The 21,133-nt window shown below is 55.0% G+C and carries 21 protein-coding genes; 4 read left to right on the plus strand and 17 right to left on the minus strand.

Annotated elements, in window-relative coordinates; genetic code table 11:
* Positions 1–102 precede the first annotated feature (102 nt).
* Positions 103–585, plus strand: a complete 483-nt coding sequence (locus AC50YL_RS13205; protein WP_494832476.1) for a Mov34/MPN/PAD-1 family protein — start codon at positions 103–105, stop codon at positions 583–585.
* On the opposite strand, the gene AC50YL_RS13210 is transcribed toward AC50YL_RS13205, so the two are convergent.
* The 3 genes from AC50YL_RS13210 to AC50YL_RS13220 form a co-directional block, all read right to left on the minus strand.
* On the minus strand, positions 559–1,293 hold the full coding sequence (locus AC50YL_RS13210) for a 3'-5' exonuclease (protein ID WP_494832478.1): 735 nt from the start codon (positions 1,291–1,293) through the stop codon (positions 559–561). The two genes, AC50YL_RS13205 and AC50YL_RS13210, sit on opposite strands and share 27 nt — an antisense overlap.
* 20 nt (positions 1,294–1,313) lie before the next feature.
* Positions 1,314–2,384 (minus strand): DUF294 nucleotidyltransferase-like domain-containing protein, encoded by a 1,071-nt coding sequence (locus AC50YL_RS13215; RefSeq protein WP_494832480.1) that lies wholly within the window; start codon positions 2,382–2,384, stop codon positions 1,314–1,316.
* A 91-nt stretch (positions 2,385–2,475) separates the two neighbouring features.
* The gene (locus AC50YL_RS13220) at positions 2,476–3,846 is read right to left on the minus strand and encodes an ammonium transporter (RefSeq protein WP_494832482.1); all 1,371 of its coding nucleotides are present in this window, start codon (positions 3,844–3,846) and stop codon (positions 2,476–2,478) included.
* A 389-nt stretch (positions 3,847–4,235) separates the two neighbouring features.
* On the opposite strand from AC50YL_RS13220, the gene AC50YL_RS13225 reads away from it, so the two are divergent.
* Positions 4,236–4,694: a MerR family transcriptional regulator gene (locus AC50YL_RS13225; RefSeq protein WP_161744764.1), complete on the plus strand. Its 459-nt coding sequence runs from the start codon at positions 4,236–4,238 to the stop codon at positions 4,692–4,694.
* A gap of 28 nt (positions 4,695–4,722) precedes the next feature.
* Positions 4,723–5,403 carry a zinc metallopeptidase gene (locus AC50YL_RS13230; RefSeq protein WP_494832483.1) on the plus strand — a complete coding sequence of 227 codons (681 nt, stop codon included), beginning with the start codon at positions 4,723–4,725 and terminating at the stop codon, positions 5,401–5,403.
* Between the two features lie 143 nt (positions 5,404–5,546).
* Here AC50YL_RS13230 and AC50YL_RS13235 read toward each other — a convergent pair whose 3' ends face one another.
* The 14 genes from AC50YL_RS13235 to cymR form a co-directional block, all read right to left on the minus strand.
* On the minus strand, positions 5,547–7,697 hold the full coding sequence (locus AC50YL_RS13235; RefSeq protein WP_494832485.1) for a methyl-accepting chemotaxis protein: 2,151 nt from the start codon (positions 7,695–7,697) through the stop codon (positions 5,547–5,549).
* Between the two features lie 245 nt (positions 7,698–7,942).
* On the minus strand, positions 7,943–9,196 hold the full coding sequence (locus AC50YL_RS13240) for a peptidase U32 family protein (protein ID WP_494832487.1): 1,254 nt from the start codon (positions 9,194–9,196) through the stop codon (positions 7,943–7,945).
* 30 nt (positions 9,197–9,226) lie between these two features.
* Positions 9,227–10,171, minus strand: a complete 945-nt coding sequence (locus AC50YL_RS13245; RefSeq protein WP_494832489.1) for a peptidase U32 family protein — start codon at positions 10,169–10,171, stop codon at positions 9,227–9,229.
* Between the two features lie 12 nt (positions 10,172–10,183).
* The gene (gene mltG / locus AC50YL_RS13250) at positions 10,184–11,314 is read right to left on the minus strand and encodes an endolytic transglycosylase MltG (RefSeq protein ID WP_494832491.1); all 1,131 of its coding nucleotides are present in this window, start codon (positions 11,312–11,314) and stop codon (positions 10,184–10,186) included.
* 93 nt (positions 11,315–11,407) lie between these two features.
* A complete protein-coding gene (locus AC50YL_RS13255) occupies positions 11,408–11,707 on the minus strand; it encodes a DUF1292 domain-containing protein (protein ID WP_494832492.1) in 300 nt (99 codons plus the stop codon).
* Between the two features lie 31 nt (positions 11,708–11,738).
* Complete coding sequence (locus AC50YL_RS13260; protein ID WP_161744759.1) at positions 11,739–12,050, minus strand: DUF1292 domain-containing protein; 312 nt, start codon at positions 12,048–12,050, stop codon at positions 11,739–11,741.
* Positions 12,051–12,058: 8 nt separating this feature from the next.
* Complete coding sequence (gene ruvX, locus AC50YL_RS13265) at positions 12,059–12,475, minus strand: Holliday junction resolvase RuvX (RefSeq protein ID WP_162644217.1); 417 nt, start codon at positions 12,473–12,475, stop codon at positions 12,059–12,061.
* Between the two features lie 31 nt (positions 12,476–12,506).
* Positions 12,507–12,767: an IreB family regulatory phosphoprotein gene (locus tag AC50YL_RS13270; protein WP_090642134.1), complete on the minus strand. Its 261-nt coding sequence runs from the start codon at positions 12,765–12,767 to the stop codon at positions 12,507–12,509.
* A 50-nt stretch (positions 12,768–12,817) separates the two neighbouring features.
* A complete protein-coding gene (alaS, locus tag AC50YL_RS13275; RefSeq protein WP_494832495.1) occupies positions 12,818–15,454 on the minus strand; it encodes an alanine--tRNA ligase in 2,637 nt (878 codons plus the stop codon).
* Between the two features lie 521 nt (positions 15,455–15,975).
* On the minus strand, positions 15,976–17,046 hold the full coding sequence (locus AC50YL_RS13280) for an AI-2E family transporter (protein WP_494832497.1): 1,071 nt from the start codon (positions 17,044–17,046) through the stop codon (positions 15,976–15,978).
* A 248-nt stretch (positions 17,047–17,294) separates the two neighbouring features.
* Entirely contained in the window at positions 17,295–17,489 is a 195-nt protein-coding gene (locus tag AC50YL_RS13285) for a YrzR-like zinc ribbon domain (RefSeq protein ID WP_090641631.1), read from the minus strand.
* Between the two features lie 3 nt (positions 17,490–17,492).
* Positions 17,493–18,038, minus strand: coding sequence for a PRC-barrel domain-containing protein (locus AC50YL_RS13290; protein ID WP_494832499.1), 546 nt, complete (start codon positions 18,036–18,038; stop codon positions 17,493–17,495).
* A gap of 16 nt (positions 18,039–18,054) precedes the next feature.
* Positions 18,055–19,209, minus strand: a complete 1,155-nt coding sequence (locus AC50YL_RS13295) for a cysteine desulfurase family protein (RefSeq protein WP_494832500.1) — start codon at positions 19,207–19,209, stop codon at positions 18,055–18,057.
* Positions 19,210–19,222: 13 nt separating this feature from the next.
* Positions 19,223–19,642: a cysteine metabolism transcriptional regulator CymR gene (gene cymR / locus AC50YL_RS13300; protein ID WP_494832501.1), complete on the minus strand. Its 420-nt coding sequence runs from the start codon at positions 19,640–19,642 to the stop codon at positions 19,223–19,225.
* Between the two features lie 250 nt (positions 19,643–19,892).
* On the opposite strand from cymR, the gene mnmA reads away from it, so the two are divergent.
* Complete coding sequence (gene mnmA / locus AC50YL_RS13305) at positions 19,893–20,990, plus strand: tRNA 2-thiouridine(34) synthase MnmA (protein WP_494832503.1); 1,098 nt, start codon at positions 19,893–19,895, stop codon at positions 20,988–20,990.
* Positions 20,991–21,133 lie beyond the last annotated feature (143 nt).

Genomic DNA, 21,133 nt, shown 5'->3' on the forward strand with positions numbered 1-21,133 from the left:
ACATTATGCGAAACCTCGAACTTAGCGGTAGGCGGGATTTCCGATTCTGCGATATAATGTGGGCAGTCCAAGTCTCAAACTGTCCGAGCAGGAGGAACTGCCATGCACCAAAACACGATGCCTCGTCTAGCCTTGCTTGATCCCGCCGCATTTCGGGCGCTATTCTCGCTCTGCATGGACGCCATGCCCTTCGAAGCATGCGGCGTCTTGACCGGACATTACGCGGCCGACGCTACCAAGGAATCGCGATATCCGGGCCGCATCCTGCATGTCACGGATGTGCACCGCGTCTTGAATGCAGCCAGCCAGCCCCAGCACCGCTTTTCTTTCGATCCGCAAGACTGGGTTCAAGTCCTTTACCGCATACGAAAAAACCGACAATCGCTTGTCGGTTTCTTTCATTCCCATCCTTCCTCCCCGCCCGTACCGAGCGCGGCCGATCATGACGGGATCCCTGCAGCCGGCGGCGGAACCTCGTACTGGATCCTCTCGCCAGACGTTCGGCGCGGCGAGCTGCTCATACAGCCCTATTGGATGCAGGAGCATATCTTCCATCCGCTAATGCTTGCTCAAGTACGCGTATAAGTCCCCCAGCGTAACCACGTTGCGGTCCAGCATCCGCTTCAAATAAAGCAGCCACAGCTTTGCCGTCATTCTGGAATCCTCGAGCGCATGATGCCGCTCCGTGATCGCGATGCCGTGCTGTTCCAGCAGATCGTCCAGGTTATAGCTGGACCGTCCGGGCTCCAGCCACTTGGCCACCATGATCGTATCGAGCACCCGATGGGTCAAGTTCACTTTGGACGTCCGCCAGAGCGCGGTGTTCAGGAAATGCTTGTCATGGCCGCTGGCATGCGCGATCAATAACCGTTTGCCGACGAATTCCATGAAATCGTGAAGCACCTGCATCAAATCGGGCGCATCCTGCGTCATCTCATTGGTAATGCCGGTCAATTCCGTAATATGCTTCGGCACCTTGCGCTTCGGATTCACCAAGCTGTAGAACGACCGTTCCTCCACCAGCCGTTCGCCTTTGAGCACTACCGCCCCGAAAGAAATGATCTCGTCCCCGTTCGTCGGGTAGAATCCGGTCGTCTCCAGATCGAATACGACGACTTCCATCTCGTCGAGCGGTTGGTCCATAATGGAATCCTTCCGCTGCTCCTTGGACATGGAACGTATAAAAGCCATCTGCTGCGCATTCTGGGCACCCATCATGGAAGCGAGCGCCGGCGTAATGCCGCCCATTTTGTACAGATGCCACATCCGCCCCATGCCTCTCTGCTCTTTCATAAGACTTCCCTCCGGATGACTTAGAACCTGCCAGTCGCTCGCCGCCGAACCTGCTTCTGCAGCCTCTTGACGGTGCGAAGACCGGTTTTGAGTTCTTCGATTAGTTCCTTGGTCAATCGGGTATTGGACAGTTTGCCGTTATTGGTATAGATGCCGCGTTCCTTCTTGGACGTGGTCAGCAGGCGCAATCGCAGGAATAATTTGAATACGCCGTCGTAATCTTGACCCTCTTGATCGGAGAAAACGCCTTTCTGCGTCAGTTGTTCGATCCGGGTCAAGGTCGAGGTAGCCCGAACGCCCGCCTGAATGGCGAGCAGCCGGACCGCGTTGACCATCGGAATGTACGCGCCGTATTTCAAATCAAGGCTGCCCGCGTCCTCGCCGTAATTTTCCTTGAACAACTGTCCGAATACGCCTACCAATACCTTGTGGCGCATGGTATTGTTCAGCATGTTGTTCACGATTCGTTCGTTTTGGAGCATATGCGCGAAAAAATGTTCCTTCAGCGCCATCCATATCGACGGGAGCCCCTCCACGATTCGACAATCCGCCACGATCAGCAAGTACCGGACCCGCTCCCAGTCGGGATCCTCGAACCATAGATCCAGCTTCGCCTTCCAATGCGACAAGGATTGACACCATGCCGGGTTGGCGCTGACGACTTCTCCTTCGCAAGGCGGATAACCGAGCTGTTGAAGCATCTCCACGACCGTCCCGGCGAAGGCTTCGAAATAGCGGCTGACCGATTCAAGCTGGGACGAATCCGCGGGATCGGCATATATCAATCCGCTGTCCTGGTCGCTCGTTAACGTTTGTTCCTCTCTGCCTCCGCTGCCGAACAATAGATACGCATAAGGCACGGGCGGGGTACCGAACCCCATCCGTGCCATTTGCTCTTCCGAGAGGGTGACGGCACGGCGAATCAGCGCGTCGTGTACCTCGTTCAGATCCGTATAAAATTGTTCGATCGGCCGAGCGGAGAGCAGCGCTTCCATGTGCTCATGGATTTGATCCCGCAAGCCGCGCAGTGCCGCAACATCGCCGCTGGTGCCGATGCGTGCGAGCAGCTTCGCATGGACCGGGTCGCTCATGCTGTGCTCACCTCAATGTAAGGATATCCAAGATAGCGTCTGCGCGGCCGCTCTCGGGCAGCCGCGCAGATACAACCCTTTAAACAAATGATTACATGTTTTGTTGCGCTTTTTTCATTTGTTCCGGATAGCCGAACGTTCCGTGCTCGGAAAGGTCGAGACCGACGATTTCTTGCTCTTCCGTTACGCGAAGGCCCATGACCACTTTCATGATGCCGAGCAGGATGAACGAAGCGACCAGCACGTAACCGCCGCAGACGACGACGGATTCGATTTGAATCCAAAGCTGATGCCAGTTGCCCGTATCGATCAAACCGCCTTCGCCGACGTTCAATTTCTTGGCGAGCGCGTCGGTTGCGAAGATGCCGTTGGCGATCGTGCCCCATACGCCTGCTGCGCCGTGAACGGAAAGCGCGAAGATCGGATCGTCGACTTTGATTTTCTCGAAAAATTTAGCGCTGAAGAAAACGAGTACGCCTGCGAGCAAACCGATGACGACCGCCGCCCATGGCTCTACGAATGCGCAAGTCGCCGTGATGGCTACGAGACCGGCAAGCGCGCCGTTCAATGTCGTCGTGATATCCGCTTTGCCGTTTACCAGCCAGGAGATCAAGAGTGCTGCTACCGCGCCGCCGGCAGCGCCGAGCTGCGTGTTGAACGCGACATAGCCGAAGAATCCGTCGCCTACGCTAAGCGCGCTGCCCGCATTGAAACCGAACCAGCCGACCCACAGGATCAGAACCGACAAAGCGCCGAATACTTGGTTGTGACCGAGAATTTCATTGGCGGAGCCGTCTTTATTGAAGCGTCCGATACGCGGTTTCAAGAGCACCGTTGCGGCGAACGCCGCGATGGCTCCCGTCAAATGAACGACCGTCGAACCCGCATAGTCCTGCGCGCCTTTCGTGAACAACCAACCGTCCGCGCTCCAGATCCAGTGCGCGATGACCGGATAGATAACGGCCGTGAACAAAACCGTGAAGACCAGGTAAGCGGAAAGCTTGGCGCGTTCCGCGAAGCCGCCCCATGCGATGGAAAGCGATACGGCCGCGAATGCCAGTTGGAACGTGAAGAAAATGGCCGGTGGAAGACCTACGCCGTCGCCGGCTGCTTTATCCGGCGAGAAGAAGAAGTCGCCCGAACCGATGATGTTGCTGATACCCGTGCCGGTGTTATCGGCGCCGAATGCGAATGCATATCCGACGGCCCAGTAAATCAAGGTACAAAGACCCAGCGTGAAAATCGTTTTGCCGGCAATGTGACCGGCGTTCTTCATTCTTGTCGAACCGGATTCCAGAAGAATAAATCCGCCTTGCATGAGGATGACCAAGATTGCCGCGACGAGAACCCAAATCGAGTTGAGCCCCATGTTGAGCGTGGCCGCGGACGGATCATCCGCGAAAGCCATTGCCGGAAATAACAACGATAGAGCACCTAAAGACAAAACTAATTTTTTGACCACTACGACCACTCCCTAATGTAATGTTTCATAACACGGTAGGAAAGACTTAATGTCATTATAGTCAGAAGTACCTGATTTGACAATATAGTTTTTTCATTTTGCATAAAAAAATCTAACATTCGTGCCCAAAAGAGAAGCGAATGTTAAGTTTTTTCACAATTATGGCGGCGAAACGCGAGAATTCCCTCATCATTCTTCGCGTTTCTTGCCAACGGGACACGGTTCGACTCTAGCAGTCTGTAATTCGCGTACTCAAAAACCAAGCTTATGCTTACTTGTCATGTCAGATTATCTGAAGTGGAAGAATTGTCAAAGCATAACGTTTGACTGTACGGTTAAGGATTTGTATCATAGTTAGTAGAAGATATTGCGTACATACCCGTTTTATAATGAAAGAGGTGATTTCGATGTCCGAACATTTGTTATACCGGATCGGCGAACTCTCTAAGCTGGCCGGCGTAAGCCCGCGTACGATCGATTTCTATACTTCCATGGGCCTGATTGAACCGGAACGCCGTTCAGCCAAAAATTATCGCTTATACAGCGATGAAACCTTATCGCGTCTCAAACGTATCGTACAGTTGAAGAAGGAAAAATATTCGCTGGATGAAATCAAATCGAGCTTGTCCGGCTGGGGCAAGGTATCTTCCGAAGAGGAAGTCTCCAGCCAACTGATCGAGCTGCAAATTCATCTGGAACAGCTGCAGCGGGAAGTGACCGCGATCGAGCCTGTAATCAGCCAGTTAAAGCCAGGGCAGGCTAAACAGGTCTTCAAGCGGCTTATTCCTCAAACCGCCGCTTGCGTCGAAGCTTTGATGCTGCTGCTGAACAAAGGCGGATTCATGTAGCATCTCATTAAAACGGAGGGAACCAGTTATGTTTTTTCACCCCATGGACTTTCTGATCATCATCGCTTTCTTGTTGTCGGTATGGGCGCAGTTTCGGGTCAGAGGAACGTTTAAACGCTGGTCGGAAGTGCAGACCGCGAGCGGCATTACGGGTTATCAAGCGGCACGGATGATGCTCGACCGGAACGGGCTGCACGATGTCCCGGTAGAACCGGTCCCAGGCACCCTCTCGGACCACTACGATCCCATTCACCGCGTCGTAAGGCTTTCCGAGCATGTCTATTACGAAAATTCGATTTCCGCCGTCTCCGTCGCTTGTCACGAGGTCGGGCATGCCATCCAGCATAAAGTACGCTATCCGATGCTTGCGCTTCGCCACCGTATCTTCCCGGTCGTGAATTTCGCCTCGGGCTTCGCGCCTTTCCTGCTCATTGCCGGCTTCTTGTTCCAGTCGACCGGATTGATCGGCATCGGCATCCTGTTCTTCTCTTGCGCGGTCGCGTTCCAACTCGTCACCCTGCCGGTTGAATTCAATGCCAGCAACCGGGCGCGCGATCTCATGGTAGCCGAAGGCTTCATCACCAACGATGAAGAGCGCGGCGTTGCGAAAGTGCTGAATGCCGCGGCGCTCACGTACGTAGCGGCGGCTCTGATCTCGCTGCTGGAGCTGATCAAGTACATCATGATCTTTACGCAATCGCGAGATTAACGTTTACGAAATCGTCAAAGACGGGCAGCCTCGGCTGCCCGTCTTTTTTGCATTCCCGTTAAAAGCTAACATGATACGGAGCAGCAAAAAAGTCCGGCACCGTGGAAGGTGACGGACTTCAATTCATAACGCCATGCCGGCAATCAGGTCCGGAAACGGCTCAACGTTTCCCGGAGACCGGTCGATACGGTTTCCAGCTTATCGGACAGGCGGACCAGCCCTTCGCTGATGTTCGTTTGCTCGTTGCTGAGCGACGCGACTTCTTCGGAGGTCGCGGAAGACTCTTCGGCGACTGCGCTGACGTTGCTCATCGCTTCGGACAGCACGACCTGCGAGCTTTCCAGCATGCCGATGGAATTCGTCACCGTGCCGAGACGGCCTACGAAGTCGCCCATCTGGCCTTGAACCGTCAGGAATATTTGATTCGCTTCTTTGACGGCTTGAATCTGCTCCTGGAAGATTGGATACGCATCGGACAACACGCCGACCGTCTCGTCGATCTCCCGTTGAATCGTTTCGGTAATTTGACCGACCACGTCGATGGATTGACGGGATTGATCGGCCAGCTTGCGGATTTCGTCCGCGACGACCATGAAGCCTTTGCCCGCCGTGCCTGCGCGCGCCGCCTCGATCGTGGCATTCAGGGACAAAATATTCGTTTGCTTCGTCATGTTGTTCAACACGTCCAAGATTTTACGGATGGAGCGCGTGGATTCCTTCAACCGGTCGACTTTCTCGACCATCGATCGCGTCATTTCTTCGGTCATGCCCGTCTTCTCGATCAGACTGTTCATGTAAACCGTACCTTGACGGCTTGCTTTCTCGACTTCGGACGCGGCGGCGCCCATCTCTTGGTTGGCAACCGTTACCTGCTGCATCTGGTGACCGATCTCCGTCGTCAGATCGCTGCCTTTCTCCGCTTCGACGGCCAAGCTGGTCGCTCCATTGGCGATTTCTTCGGTGGCAACGGCGATTTCTTTGGCGGAGATGGCGGTCTTCTTGGACGCGTCCGACAATTCCCCTGCCGTCGCCAGCACATCTTGAGCCGATTGGTTCGTCTGGTTAACGAGCACGGTGATCTGGGTCATCATCTGGTTAAAGCTTTGCGCCAGCTGCCCGATCTCGTCTTTCTTGTTGATCGCGGAACGAACGGTCAGATTGCCGCGTTCGCCCTCGTTCATGAGATTGCGCAAGTTCACGAGCGGAATCGCCACCATGCGAATGACGAGCAGGCCGATCCCGATGGCGAGCAGCGCCGCAATCCCCGCAATAATATACGTGGCGTTACGGATTTGCTTGGCGTCCTTGATGAGCTCTTCGACGGGCACGGTACCCAAGAGCTCCCAGCCGGTGCTTTCGAATTTGTTGTACATGGCCAACACTTCATCGCCGTCGGAGTCGGTCGTCGTTTTCGATCCGCTTTCAGATACATTGCCCTCGGCCGGGATCGCGATTGGCGAAGGTTGACCGAGTTGATCCTCTTTCGCGCTGAAGACGATGTTGTTGGCCGCATCTTGAATGATGATTTCACTGCCGGCGCCAAGCTTCAAATCTTGCAATTGGTCGGCGATTTCCTTCAATCGAATTTCGACGATCAGGATAAAGTAGCCCTCGTTGCTGACCGTGTTCTTCATGACCCGTCCCATCGCGAACGTCGGGTCGGTGGCGCTTGTGCCGTAGCCGTTGACTTTCGAAGGCAGCCATACCAACCGCCCCGCGCCATCGGTAATCGTCTTCATCCAGTCGGATTTCTGGGCATCCGCGGTCGTGATATTCGTGCTGCCCATCGTAACGGCCGTAGCGTCGCCGGATATTGGAATAATAGCCGCCCCTACGATCGTTTGATTGCCCAGTATGTAGGATTGCACCGCGTCGCTGATTTTCTTCATGACATCGAACTTGTCGTAATCGTCCGTGGCAGTCTTATATTGCTGCAAATAATCCTGCACGTACTTATCCAACAGAATCTGCATGGACAACGATTCGTAATTCTTGAACATCAAATCCAATTTGCCGTTCGATTGTTTGATTGCGACGGAACTCGATTCCGCGACTTTGTCCTTGATGATCGTCTTCGAGGTCGAGTAGGAGAAGAGCCCCACGACCAGCACGCACACCAAGATCGCGCAGAAGATAATTAAGAACAGCATGAGCCCCACGGATTTGATGGGATTCGAAAACTTCACGTTCTTGAGACCGTTTACGGAAGTCGAAACCAACGACTTCACGTTCCCGTTCAAGCTGTTTTCATTGGATTGCATGTTGGCTTTGTCCTTCTTCGCCTTGCTGCTCATTGCTTGACACCACCTGGCCATGTGATAGATTTCCAATTTTGGATGCGTACAATTCGGTATGTGTCGCGTGCTTATGATTCAGAGCGTTGTCCGCCCGTCTCATCATAACCAAAAGCAAGTTTCACAATATGTTGCAATACCCAATTTATCGGTACGAGGAAATCGTTTTGTTAGCCGGATCGGAAAAAATTCACAAAAAAAACATCCTGTCGAAGGTCGACAAGGATGTTCTTAGGTCTATGGCATTAACGAATGCGTTTACGCATCATGTCCATCGGCTTAACCGGCGATTCCGTCCGGATCACGATGTGCTGCAGCGGATGTCTGGCGGCATCGAGCGCATTGCCGTCCGTATCGGTGATTTCCCCGACGGTTTGTTTGAAGAACGTGCCGTTCGGTCCGAAAAACTCCACCTGCTGGCCCGGCTTGAAATGGTTGCGCTGTTGAACGACGGCCGTTCCGGATGCTTCGTCGTAGGAGATGACCACGCCGGCGAAATCATAGGGCGCCGCTTTCTCCTCCGGCTCGTAAATATGATCCTCGGCGCCGGGCGTATCATAGAAGAAGCCCGTGTTGAGCGGCCGATTGGCGGCCTTCTGAATATCGTCGAGCCATACCTGCTTCAGCTCGTAATGCTCCGGATCCGCCATGTACGAATCGATGGCCTGGCGGTACGCGTTGACGACGGTCGCGACGTAGTGCAGGCTCTTCATCCGCCCTTCGATCTTGAAGCTGTCGACGCCGACATCGATCAAATCCGGGATATGCTCGAGCATGCCCAGATCCTTGGAGCCCATCGTGAATTTATCGGCGTCCATGCCGACCATCGCGATATCGTCTTCGTAGATGTCGTACTTCCATCTGCAGGATTGGCAGCAGCCGCCGCGATTGGAATCCCGGTCGGTAAAGTGATTCGACAGCACGCAGCGACCGGAAAACGAAGAACACATAGCGCCGTGAATGAACGCCTCGATTTCGATATCGACATTGGCTTTGATCTCCGCGATTTCTTCCAAGCTCGCTTCGCGGGCCAGCACGACGCGCGGCAGACCTTCTTCCTTCCAAAACTGAACGGCCTGCCAATTCATCGTTGATTGCTGCGTGCTTAAATGCACCTCGAGCTTCGGCGCGACCCGCTGCGCCGTTTCCACGATAATCGGATCCGCCGCGATAATGGCGGCGATGCCCGCGAGCTCCAGCTCCCGCAGGTAGTCTTCCAGGCCCGAGATATCTTCGTTGTGCGCGTAGATATTCGTAGCGACGAACACCTTTGCGCCGTATTGTTTGGCGAACTCCACGCCTTCCTTCATCTCTTCGAAGCTGAAATTATCCGCATTGGAACGAAGGCCGTATTTTTGACCGCCGATATAAACGGCATCCGCGCCGTAGTGAACGGCGAATTTCAGTTTCTCCAAATTGCCGGCCGGAGCCAGCAACTCCGGTTTGGCCAACCGGTGTCTTTTCCCCTTCAAACGAGGGGCTGTTTGCGTTGTCACCATCCTCACCTCCAAGAACTTACAAGGGTGACCTTAATACACTTGTTCTTTATAGAAAAATCCATACGACAGCTCTCGCGACGGATCCTGCAGCGATACGATGGAATCGAGCCATTCGTCATGGAACGCATAGCCTTGCGGGTCCGTGAAATAGGCATCGATCGCAGCGCGATAAGCGCGCACCGCGGTTTCGTTGTACGTTATCGATTTTAACAGGCCTTCGATTCGAAAGCTATCGATATTCGCTTCCATCAGCTCGTGCAGGTTCTCGATCATGCACAGATCGTCGGAGCTCATGATATGGGTTCCGTTGGCATCTTCATAGATCGGAAAACGCTCATCGGGCCGTTCCGCTTCGATCAAGTATAGACCGTCTTCGCGCCGGCCATGCACCGGAACGTTCTCCACGGAGCCGTCCTTGTTCTGATGCTCGAAATAATTGTGAACGAGCGGACGCTTGGAATGGTAGATGTTCGTCATCCCGTGAACCTGAACCTGCACCGCCATATCCGTATTGTCTTTCACGGCGATGACCTGCTCCAGGTTCAATTCCCGTGCGAGCACGACTCTGGAGGCGCCGCGGCGACCCCAGTAGTTCGCGGTCGCGAAGTTCGTCGACGTCATCTCGGCATTCCAGTGCAGCTTCATCCCCGGCGCGGCAGCGCGCGCCGCCATGAGTACCGCCGGGTCCCCGAACACGATCGCGTCGACGCCGGCGTGGGCCAGCGCGCCTATATAGTCGGGCAGCGCGTCGACCGTCCGGTTATCCATCACATTGTTGACGGCCGCATAAACCGAGGTTCCGCGCGCATGCGCCAGCTTGACGGCTTCCGCGATTCCCGCGAGGTCAAAATCGCCGGGAAGCCGCATTCCGTAACGCGATTCGCCGATAACGAACGCATCCGCCCCCGCTTCGATCAACCGTTCCATATCGGCAAGAGAAGCTGCATCGATGAGCAGCTCCGGCTTTGTTGCCATTTGCAAGTCCTCCTATTGCTTCGCTGTTTGATTGCTTTTCGCGATGTTCTGATTGTGCTGCTTGAGCGTTTCCGCAAAGAGATGTTCGTGGCTGCCGTCCTTCTTCGTCACGTAGTAGAAATAATCCGTCTTCTTCGGGAAGAGCGCCGCTTCGATCGATTTCACGCTCGGCGAAGCGATCGGCCCAGGCGGAAGTCCTTTGATCTTGTACGTATTATATGGACTGTCCACTTGCAGATCGGATTCCATCAGGCGATCCTTCTGCTTGTCCAGCAAGTACTGCACGGTCGCGTCGATTTGCAGGGGCATGCCTTCCTTGAGGCGATTATAGATAATGCCCGCCACGATCGGCCGTTCCTCGTCCACGACGACCTCGCGCTCGACGAGCGAGGCGATCGTCATGATTCCGTTGAAATCGACGCCGTTCGTCGCCACCTGTTCTTCCCAATTCTCGGGCAGGCCGTCCAATTTTCGGTCGAGTTCCTGAAGCATCCGATCGATAATCGCGTCCGGCTTGCTGCCCTTGACCATCTCATAGGTATCGGGGAACAGATAGCCTTCCAAACGATGGCGGAGCTTGGCGTCTTTCGGGATATTCTTGGACGCATCCGTATCCGGCCAAACCTGGTCCTTATCGGCCAGTGCAAGGAAAGCGGCTTTATCGACGTAACCGGCTTTGCTCAGCGTATCGGCGATCTGTTCGACCGTGAAGCCTTCCGGGATCGTAAAGCGGATCGTTTCTTGCTTCACCGTCTCGCCCGCGTTCAGCTTCGCGATAATCGATTGCTTGTCCATTCCGGGTCTAAGCTCATATACGCCGGCTTGGAATCGCGGTCCTTCGTGCTTGTAGCGCAGGTAGTATTTGAACAGAAACGCGTTTCGAATAATGCCTTGCTCTTCGAGCACTTCCGCGAAATTAAACGGCGAGGTGCCCGACTTCAGCTCGACTTGCACGACATCCCCGGGGGATGTTGTTCGCAGACCGTTCCACACGTACAAGTACGAGCCGCCTGCAATAATAATAATTAAGCTTAAAATCGTTGTAATGACCCAGAACGTAATGCGTCCTCTTCCCGGACCCGCGGGACGCAAGTCGTCGTTAGCCGAAAATCCGCTTTCCGGCAGGTGCTCTGATGGACTCAAGCGACAATCCCCCGTTTCTACTGTTTGCGCGGAAAAAGGGCGGCAGCGCCGCCCCATCCGTTCCTATCTATTCCCTCGCGGGCATCAATGCCGTCAAGGCAGTTCGTCGCCTTCGAACAGCAGATCATCGTAGGCTTCCGAGACGGCTTCCCATTCCTCGTCGTCTTCGATCGACTCCAGCTCGGGGTCGGAGCCGTCCGTCAAAGCGATGCGGAAGAAGGCGATTTCATCTTCCTGCTGCATCCCTTGCGATTGAAGACCCGCATAAGCGCGATCTCCCAACTGGAACTCGGCGACGATCCGGAACGGTTCCGTCTCGCCTTCTTCGCCGATCAGATCGACTTCCGAGCCGTAAATAGGATTCAAGACGGAAATCCGTTTTACTTCAGACAATGTACAGATCTCCCTTCAGCCAATGCTGACGTTAGTCGTTTTCGTCGATTTCCGCAAGAAGCGTGTTAAAGGTTTCTTCAACCATATTCCACTCTTCCTCGTCCTCGATCGTATACAGCTTCAAGTCGTCGCCGTCTTCCTCGTAACGGAACGCGTAGACTTCGTCCGCGTCTTCGTCCTGTTCGTCCTCGGAATCGACGTTCAGCGGAACGACCATCATATATTTCTGATCGGAGCCGTCAACCTCAAACTTCATGACTACCTCGAATTCTTCTTCGTTGCCTTCTTCATCTGGAATGTAGATGATTTCCGGCTCTTCGTACTGCATGTTGTCCTTTGTCATCGTTACCCTCACCTTTTCGTTTTAGAATCGAGATAATTTTGCAAAATGAGCGTTGCCGCCATTTTGTCTACCACTAACTTTCGCTTCTTACGGCTGACATCCGCTTCGATGAGCGTGCGCTCGGCGGCAACGGTCGTCAACCGTTCGTCCCAAAGGTGTACGGGTACATTTAGCTTTTGCTGCAAATGTTGTGCGAATGCGATGCAAATTTCGCCACGCGGTCCGATGGTGCCATTCATGTTTTTCGGTAAACCGACTACGATCTCAGATACTTCATGTTCCTGCACGAGCTTCGCGATCGCTTCGTCTTCGCCGTTATCGCGGCGTTTCTCCACAACCCCGACCCCCTGCGCGGTCCATCCGAATGCATCGCTGACGGCAACGCCGATTCTGCGGTCGCCGTAATCCAAACCCATAAGACGCATGCGGGAAGAGCCTCATTTCCGTCTTCAAGAATTATTTGCTGTGCTGACTTAAGTAAGAACGTACCAGCTCTTCGATCAATTCGTCACGTTCTTTCCTGCGAATCAAGCTTCGGGCATTATTATGCCGCGGAATGTATGCAGGATCTCCGGACAACAAATAACCGACAATTTGATTGATGGGATTGTAATCCTTCTCAAGCAGCGCGTCGTAAACGGAAAGCATAATCTCTCTCGAGGAGGCTTCCCCTTCCGCTTTCACGTCGAATTTCATTGTCTTGTCCATTGAATTCATCGCCAGCACCTCGCTTTCCAAAGCCGCTTGACAGCCGTTTTATACCTGTATCATATCACATTTGACTGCGCAAGAACCAGTTCTTCGGCAATTTGAAGCGCCGCCGCCAATTTGGAAGGATCCTTGCCGCCCGCCTGCGCCATGTCCGGTCGGCCGCCGCCGCCGCCGCCGCAAGCCGCCGCCGCTTCTTTTACGATCTTGCCCGCATTGAAGCCCTGCTTCACGAGATCCGGGGAAACGGCCGCGACGAGGTTGACCTTGTCGTCCGCTACAGCGCCCAGCACGATGACCGAACTCGTTAATTTCGCCTTCAGCTCGTCGACGATACCGCGCAGCGCATCCATCGACGGCGCGTTCACTGCGGCAGCCAGCAGCGTGACGCCGCCTACGAGTTTCGCCTGCGTTTCCAGCGATCCCGCTTCGATATGGCTCAATTTGCTTTGCAGCGACTCGTTGTCGCGCGTCAAATCCTTCACCTGCGCGTGAAGTCCCTCGATGCGCTTAGGCACGTCGTTCAGGTTGGTTTTGAGCAGCGCCGCCGCTTGTTTCAACAGATCCAGCTGGCCCTCCACGTACTGGTACGCATGGCGTCCCGTCACCGCTTCGATCCGGCGGACGCCGGATCCGATGCCGCTTTCGCTGACGAGCTTGAACACGCCGATTTGCGACGTATTGGCTACGTGGCAGCCGCCGCACAGCTCCAGGCTGTAATCGCCGACGCGCACGACGCGCACGACGTCGCCGTACTTCTCGCCGAACAGCGCCATCGCGCCCATGGCTTTCGCTTCGGCCAGCGATTTGTTATCGATCTGCACCGCGGTGCCGAGCCAGATCTGCTCGTTGACGCGGCGTTCGATCTCCGTCAGCTCTTCCGGACTGATGCTGCCGAAATGGGAGAAGTCGAACCGCAAGCGGTCCGGTTCCACGAGGGAGCCCGCTTGGTTGACATGCTCGCCCAGCACGTCTTTGAGCGCACGGTGCAGCAAATGCGTCGCCGTATGGTTCTTGATCGTGTCCTCGCGCGTGAGCGTCGTAACCGCCGCTTGAACGATACTGCCCACTTTCAAGGTTCCATGCTCGATAACCGCGTGATGCACCGGCTGGCCGTGTGGCGCCTTCGTCACGTTATCCACGAACAACGCGAAGCCGTTCCCGGCGATCGCTCCGCTGTCGCCGACTTGTCCGCCGCTCTCGGCGTAGAATGGCGTGCGGTCCAGGATGACCAGCACATGGCTGCCTGCTCCCGACTCTTGAACGAGCGCGTCGCCGTCGACGATCGCGATGACCTTCGCGCCTTCGACCTTCAGATGCTGGTAGCCGACGAACTCCGATTTCTCCGTGAAATCCGCAAGCGGTCCGCCTTGCACGTTCATGCCGCCCGTGTCTTGGCGCGCCGCGCGCGCGCGGGTACGCTGCTCTTCCATCGACGCGTCGAAGCCTTCGCGATCGACGGTCATGCCTTGTTCGGCCGCGTAATCTTCCGTCAAATCGAACGGGAAGCCATACGTATCGTACAGTTTGAATGCATCTGGACCGGTAATGAGCGACTTGCCCTCCGACTTGGCCGTCTTTACCAGATCGCCGAGCAGGGCAAGACCGTCGGACAGCGTCTCGTGGAACCGTTCTTCTTCCGTGCGGATGACTCGCTCGATGAACTCTCGCTTCTCCACGATCTCGGTATAGTAGGCGCCCATGATGCTGCCGACGACCTGCACGAGCTCAAAGAGGAACGGACGGTCGACGCCGAGCGTCTTGCCGTAACGGACCGCGCGGCGGAGCAGACGGCGGATGACGTAGCCCCGGCCTTCATTGGAAGGCATGACGCCGTCGCCGACGGAGAAAGCCACGGTCCGGATATGGTCGGCAATGACTTTCAGCGCGACGTCGGTCTCAGGATTCACATGGTACGCAACGCCTGCGATTTCGCATGTGCGGTCGATGATCGGACGAAACAAATCCGTGTCGAAGTTGGAGTCCACGTTTTGCAGGATCGACGTGAACCGCTCGAGCCCTGCGCCGGTATCGATGTTTTTGTTCGGCAGCGGCGTGTAACTGCCGTCTTTATTATGATTATATTGCGAAAATACGAGGTTCCATACTTCCAGGAAGCGCTCGTTCTCGCCGCCCGGCCAGCATTCCGGGTCGCTCAGGTCGCCGAACGCGTCGCCTCGGTCGTAGAAGATTTCCGTGCAAGGACCGCACGGGCCTTCGCCGATGTCCCAGAAATTCTCTTCCAGCTTGTAGATGCGCTCTGCCGGCAGGCCGATCTTCTCGTTCCAATATCGGAACGCTTCCTCGTCTTCCGGATAAACGGTGACGGACAGGCGCTCCGGATCGAAGCCGATCCATTGCGGGCTCGTCAGGAATTCCCATGCCCATGTGATGACTTCTTCCTTAAAATAATCGCCGATCGAGAAATTGCCCAGCATTTCGAACATCGTATGGTGCCGGCGGGTTTTGCCGACGTTCTCGATGTCGTTGGTGCGAATGCATTTCTGCGAATTCGCGATCCGCGGGTTGTCCGGAATGACGCGTCCGTCAAAATACGGCTTCAGCGGCGCCATGCCCGCGTTGATCCACAGCAGGGACGGATCGTTATGCGGCACGAGGGAAGCGCTAGGTTCGATCTTATGCCCTTTGCTTTCGAAAAAAGCGAGCCATTTGGAACGAATTTCACTTGCTTTCATACGGTTCAGCCTCCACAGTGTCAAATGAAAATAAAAAAACGCCCCAAAAACAGGGACGAATCGTTCGCGGTACCACCCTGGTTATTGTTCGGCCGGCAGCCGTTTCCCGTATCGGAAAGCCGCGATGCCAAACAATCTCCTTCAATGGACGGTAACGGGTCCACCCGGCGAAGTTCGTTCACACTCCGGTACCAGCTTTCGATCATCCTTCGCCCTTAGAATTTTTTCAGCCGACGCGGCATATAGATTGCGGAATGCTGCATGTCCAACCTTGCGGTCGTACACGCAAACCAATCCGCTTGCGGAATGCTGCATGTCCAACCTTGCGGTCGTACACGCAAACCAATCCGCTTGCGGAATGCTGCATGTCCAACCTTGCGGTCGTACACGCAAACCAATCCGCTTGCGCGAAGAAATTCTTTCTCTGTATGGCGGTCTATGATTTACTTCAGTACCATCAACGTTTATAACGATGCAATTAACCTAGATAGAATCAGAATATCAGCAACCCGCATGCCCTGTCAAATCGTCTTTCTTCGAACGTAATACGCGAAGATATGCTGAACGATTACCTTGAGCGCGGCGAAGATCGGCACGGCCAGAATCATGCCGACGATGCCCGCCAGCTCCCCGCCCACGAGGAGGGCGAAAATGATCGACAGCGGATGCATGTGCAGCGTTCTGCCGACGACCTGCGGCGAGACCACGTTGCCCTCGAGAATTTGACAGACGGTATTGACGATGACGACCATCAGCATCATTTTCAAGGATACGGTCGACGCCATCACGAGCGCGGGCGCCGCACCGAAAAAAGGTCCGAGGTAAGGGATGATGTTCGTGACCGCGACAACGCTCGCGAGCAGCAGCGGATACGGCATGCCGATGATGAGATAACCGATGTACGCGAGCGTGCCCACGATGACGCAGACGAGAAACTGGCCGCGGATATAGCTGCCGAGCGCGTTGTCGATATCCTTGAGCAATCTCACGGCATGCTTGCGATGTGGCTTCGGCACGTAGGTGAGCAGCGTCCGCTCGAACACCTCGAAATCCTTCAAGATGTAAAACGCCAGGAACGGAATAATGAATCCGATGAACACGACGTTCAGCATCGCCCCGATATTGTTGACGAAGCCGAAGATCGCTTCCGAGCCCTGCTTCTCCAGCTTGTACAGCGATTTGTTGATGCCCGAGCGGATGCTTTCCGGCAGGAACGAACTGTTGTTCAGGTCGTCCACCAGGCTCTGCGCCTTCATCGTGAAATCCGGCATATGCCGGTTCAGCTCCTGAAGCTGCTCCAAGAACATCGGAATGGCGTTCATCAGGATAACGGTCAACGCGGCGCAAAAAACGGCATAGATCAGCAGCACCGCCATCGTCCGCGGCACTTTCCGTTCATGAAGCATGCTTACGATGGGATTCAGCACGTACGAGATAATCATTGCGATCAAGAACGGCGCCAGCACCGCCCGCAGGAACACGTAGATATGTAAGAAGATCGGCTTCAGCAGCAGCAACAGATACAGGGCCACGAGTCCCATGATGAGGTAGACGAGCCATGTAAATATACGGTTGTTCGTGAACCGTTCCACGGCTGCACTCCTCCTTGGATCAGCATGCGTTCAGCGCTTCATTATTCAAAGGCCGCATCCGATATAACTAGTACTACAGTATATGTACAAGTTCCCGGAATCATCCCGCGAACGTTAGAAACCCGTTCGTTTCCTTCATTCGGCGCAACGCAACGCTTCACTACGGCCTGCATGCGCTCACTGGAAACACAAAAAAGACGACCTCGTTCAAGGCCGTCTTTCCCTCGCCGCAGCGAGACCAGCAAAGCTTAGTTCGCATGCACTTGCGGCATCTCGTCTTCGAAGAACAAATCGTCCAGCGAGCTGAGCGTACCGTCCTCTTCCACTTGGTAGACGGACATTTTCTCGCCGTTCACGGTCAATTCAATGAAGCAGCCCCAGCAGTAATACTGGTGCGATCCGATTTTTCCGATATCCTTGGAACTGCAGTTTGGGCATTTCATGGCTCATTTCTCCCTAATATCCGTCTCAGAAACCGCGACCGGGGAGAGGTTGTCCTCGCTTCCGGCCGGTACTATAATCACATCATTGCCAAGCATGACTTCATCAGCTTGCAGCGGAGCAGGAAGCCACTTGCGGCCTTCCATGATATCCGCTATGAAACCGTCCGTCAACTCATAGCCTATTATTTGTGTACCCTGTATTTCGCTAAAATAAACATCCGATACGCGGCCAAGTTGTTCGCCATGAGCAGTAATGACAGGTAAATCCTTCAAACGCACGGTTCCGGTCAAAAAGGACCGTTGCACGTCCATTTGTTTGGTCCGTTTCACGGAATCTTCGTTCATGATGATCACGGCATCTTCCCCGCAAACCAGAACCTCGCTCCACTGTACGGCTTTCATCGAGGTCAAAAACCGCCGTCCAGCGTCCAAAACAATGCCGCCGAGCTGCCAATGCTCGTCGAACCATGCATCCTTCACATGTCCGACATGCTTCCCGGCGTTCATCTCAATCACAGGCAGACCAATCAGATGCTGTAGTCGCAACACAGTCTGGCAAAGCCTCCTAGGCATTAGTACGAACGCGGCTCATAAAGGTTTCAACTTTTTTTGCCGCGAGTTCGAGTTCCTCCATAGTGTTTCCCAAACCGAAGCTAAACCGTACGGCGGAATCGCGTCTTTCTTGCGAGATTCCCATCGCTTGCAGCACATGAGACGGCTCAAGCGCGCCAGCCGTGCAGGCGGAACCGCTCGAAGCCGCGATGCCGGCCAAATCCAGGTTCATCAGCAGCGTCTCCGTGCCTACGCCGAGAAAACTCAGATTCAAGATATGCGGAGCATGCAATTCCGGGTGGCCGTTAATCGCGACCCGCTCCTCGCCCGCAATGGCTTTCATTCGTTCTATCCATGTAAGACGAAGCTCGTCCAGCAAAAGTTTCCGTTCCCGCGCCGAATTCACACAACGTTCAAACGCCGCGGCGAATCCGACGATGCCGGCAACGTTCTCCGTGCCCGGTCTTCTCTTCCGTTCCTGCAAACCGCCATGATGCAGCGGCTCGAGGAACGTCCCCTTGCGGACGTAGAGGGCGCCAACGCCCTGCGGTCCGTTGATCTTATGGGCGGAGAAGCTCATCAGGTCCACGGAGAGCTCGCGCAAATCGATCGGCAGCGCGCCTAGCGCCTGCACGGCGTCGACATGGAACGCAACGCCGCGAGACCGGGCGAGTTCGCCGATCTCTGCAATCGGCTGAATCGATCCGGTCTCATTGTTGACGAACATGACGCTGATGAGCGCCGTATCTTCCGCGATCGCTTGCTCGACGGACGCGGTCGACACGACGCCTTGCTCGTTGACGGGCAGTACGGTTACGCGAAATCCTTCTTGACGCAAATAATCGCAAGTATGCAGCACCGCGTGATGTTCAACCGCGGTCGTGATGATATGGGACTTCCCCCGCTTGCGGGCAGCCCGCGCGGCGCCGACGAGCGCAAGATTGTCGCTCTCGGTCCCGCCGCCGGTAAATACGAGCTCCGCGGGCGAGCAACCTATTCCTTCGGAGATGACGTCTCTGGAACGGTTCAGCAAACCTCTGGCCGCGCGCCCGAAACCGTGCGTGCTCGAAGCGTTGCCGATCGTGCCGGTCATTACGTCCATCATCGCCGTGGCGACATCGGGATGCATCGGCGATGAAGCCGCATGGTCGTAATAAATTCGTATCATGGTCTCATCATCCTCAAATGTAGAACATGTAAGAGTCCTGCCGGATCTCTTCCTTGTAAGTTACAAGGTCCGCAAGCGTCGTCGAATCAAGCACTTCCGCGATGCTGTTGCGGATCCTCAGCCACAGATTGCGTTTGGCCGGATCGTCTTCTTCCGTGAAATCGACGGGCGATATCGGGCCCTCGAGAATCCGGATCACGTCCCCGGACGTAATTTCATGCGGTTCCTTGGACAGGATATAGCCGCCGTAAGCGCCACGGATACTCTTGACCAGCCCCGCGTTCCGCAGCGGCGCGATCAGCTGCTCCAAATAATGCTCCGATAATTGATTGCGCTCCGCGATGCTCTTCAGCGAAGTCGGGCCTTCCCCGTACTTGCCGGCGAGCTCCATCATGATGGTCAGGCCGTAACGGCCTTTCGTTGAAATTTTCAAATCGAACACCTCTTCTCCGACGAAACGATCTCTTATTTAAAGGTTCCGGATGGTAATAGATTACAATTCATGGTATTCCCATATCATATCTATGTTAACATAACCGAGCAACAATATGTTGAAAAAACGATGACACTTTCATGAAAACCGACATGAAATGTGCGTCAAAAGTGTGATACAATAGATAATTAAGCGCCCTTTCCTGCCTTTCGGCAGAGAATGGGCTTCTATTCAAGGTGGTGGAGCAATCATGGACAATTCCAATACGCGCGTCGTCGTAGGCATGTCGGGCGGCGTCGATTCCTCCGTGACCGCGCTGCTCTTGAAGCAGCAAGGCTACGATGTGATCGGCATTTTTATGAAAAACTGGGACGATACCGACGAATTCGGCCATTGCACGGCCGAAGACGACGCGGAAGACGTACGGCGCGTCTGCGATCAGATCGGCATCCCTTATTATACGGTCAATTTCGAGAAAGCCTATCATGACAAAGTGTTTGCCTATTTTCTCGACGAATACAGGAACGGCCGCACGCCGAACCCCGATGTCATGTGCAATCGCGAAATCAAATTCGGGGAATTCCTGCAGAAGGCGCTGGAGCTCGGCGCCGATTACCTGGCAACCGGTCATTACGCCCGCCTCGAGCGGACCGCGGACGGCGAATCGAAGCTGCTGCGCGGCGTCGATTCCGGCAAGGACCAGACGTATTTCCTGCATGCGCTCAGACAAGATCAGCTGGCGAAAACAATGTTCCCGATCGGCCATCTGCCGAAGCCGGAAGTCAGGCGCATCGCCGCCGAATTCGGCCTGGCAACCGCCAAGAAGAAAGACAGCACCGGCGTCTGCTTCATCGGCGAACGGAATTTCAAACAATTCCTGAGCGGGTATCTGCCTGCCCAACCCGGACCCATGATCGACATCGCGACCGGCGAGACGAAGGGCCGCCACGACGGACTCATGTACTACACGCTCGGACAGCGCCAAGGTCTCGGCATCGGGGGCTCCGGCAACGGCGAACCTTGGTTCGTCGCGGATAAGGATTTGAAGGAGAACATCCTTTACGTCGTGCAGGGCGATGCGCATCCGAGCCTGTACTCGTCCAGCTTGACGGCAACCGGCATCAATTGGATCGCGCCGAGCAAACCGCAGGGCGAGTTCTCCTGCACGGCGAAGTTCAGATACCGCCAGCCGGATCAAGGGGTCAAGGTTACGTTCCGCGCGGACGGCGCGACGGCCGAAGTCGTGTTCGACCAGCAGCAGAAAGCCATCACGCCGGGTCAAGCCGTCGTCTTCTACGATGGCGACGTTTGCCTTGGCGGCGGCACGATCGATATCGTGACGAAGTAACGTCCATAGATGCAAAAAGAGGCGTTCGAAGATGAACTGCACCCCGTCAAGTAGACAGTGGAAATAATATAAGTAACTAGGCGGCCTTGTTCCGGTATTCCATCGGACTAAGGCCGTTTAGTTTTGCTTGCAATCGGTCGTTA

Source organism: Paenibacillus sp. J22P277 (assembly GCF_059383675.1).

Excerpts from the sequence above, each read along its gene's own strand:
- ruvX (WP_162644217.1), bottom strand. The coding sequence starts at position 12,475 with ATGCGTCTTATGGGTTTGGATTACGGCGACCGCAGAATCGGCGTTGCC.
- AC50YL_RS13270 (WP_090642134.1), bottom strand. The coding sequence starts at position 12,767 with ATGAATTCAATGGACAAGACAATGAAATTCGACGTGAAAGCGGAAGGG.
- AC50YL_RS13260 (WP_161744759.1), bottom strand. The coding sequence starts at position 12,050 with ATGACAAAGGACAACATGCAGTACGAAGAGCCGGAAATCATCTACATT.
- AC50YL_RS13205 (WP_494832476.1), top strand. The coding sequence starts at position 103 with ATGCACCAAAACACGATGCCTCGTCTAGCCTTGCTTGATCCCGCCGCA.
- mnmA (WP_494832503.1), top strand. The coding sequence starts at position 19,893 with ATGGACAATTCCAATACGCGCGTCGTCGTAGGCATGTCGGGCGGCGTC.
- AC50YL_RS13210 (WP_494832478.1), bottom strand. The coding sequence starts at position 1,293 with ATGAAAGAGCAGAGAGGCATGGGGCGGATGTGGCATCTGTACAAAATG.
- AC50YL_RS13295 (WP_494832500.1), bottom strand. The coding sequence starts at position 19,209 with ATGATACGAATTTATTACGACCATGCGGCTTCATCGCCGATGCATCCC.
- AC50YL_RS13215 (WP_494832480.1), bottom strand. The coding sequence starts at position 2,384 with ATGAGCGACCCGGTCCATGCGAAGCTGCTCGCACGCATCGGCACCAGC.
- AC50YL_RS13235 (WP_494832485.1), bottom strand. The coding sequence starts at position 7,697 with ATGAGCAGCAAGGCGAAGAAGGACAAAGCCAACATGCAATCCAATGAA.
- AC50YL_RS13285 (WP_090641631.1), bottom strand. The coding sequence starts at position 17,489 with ATGAAATGCCCAAACTGCAGTTCCAAGGATATCGGAAAAATCGGATCG.
- AC50YL_RS13225 (WP_161744764.1), top strand. The coding sequence starts at position 4,236 with ATGAAAGAGGTGATTTCGATGTCCGAACATTTGTTATACCGGATCGGC.
- alaS (WP_494832495.1), bottom strand. The coding sequence starts at position 15,454 with ATGAAAGCAAGTGAAATTCGTTCCAAATGGCTCGCTTTTTTCGAAAGC.
- AC50YL_RS13230 (WP_494832483.1), top strand. The coding sequence starts at position 4,723 with ATGTTTTTTCACCCCATGGACTTTCTGATCATCATCGCTTTCTTGTTG.
- AC50YL_RS13240 (WP_494832487.1), bottom strand. The coding sequence starts at position 9,196 with ATGGTGACAACGCAAACAGCCCCTCGTTTGAAGGGGAAAAGACACCGG.
- AC50YL_RS13245 (WP_494832489.1), bottom strand. The coding sequence starts at position 10,171 with ATGGCAACAAAGCCGGAGCTGCTCATCGATGCAGCTTCTCTTGCCGAT.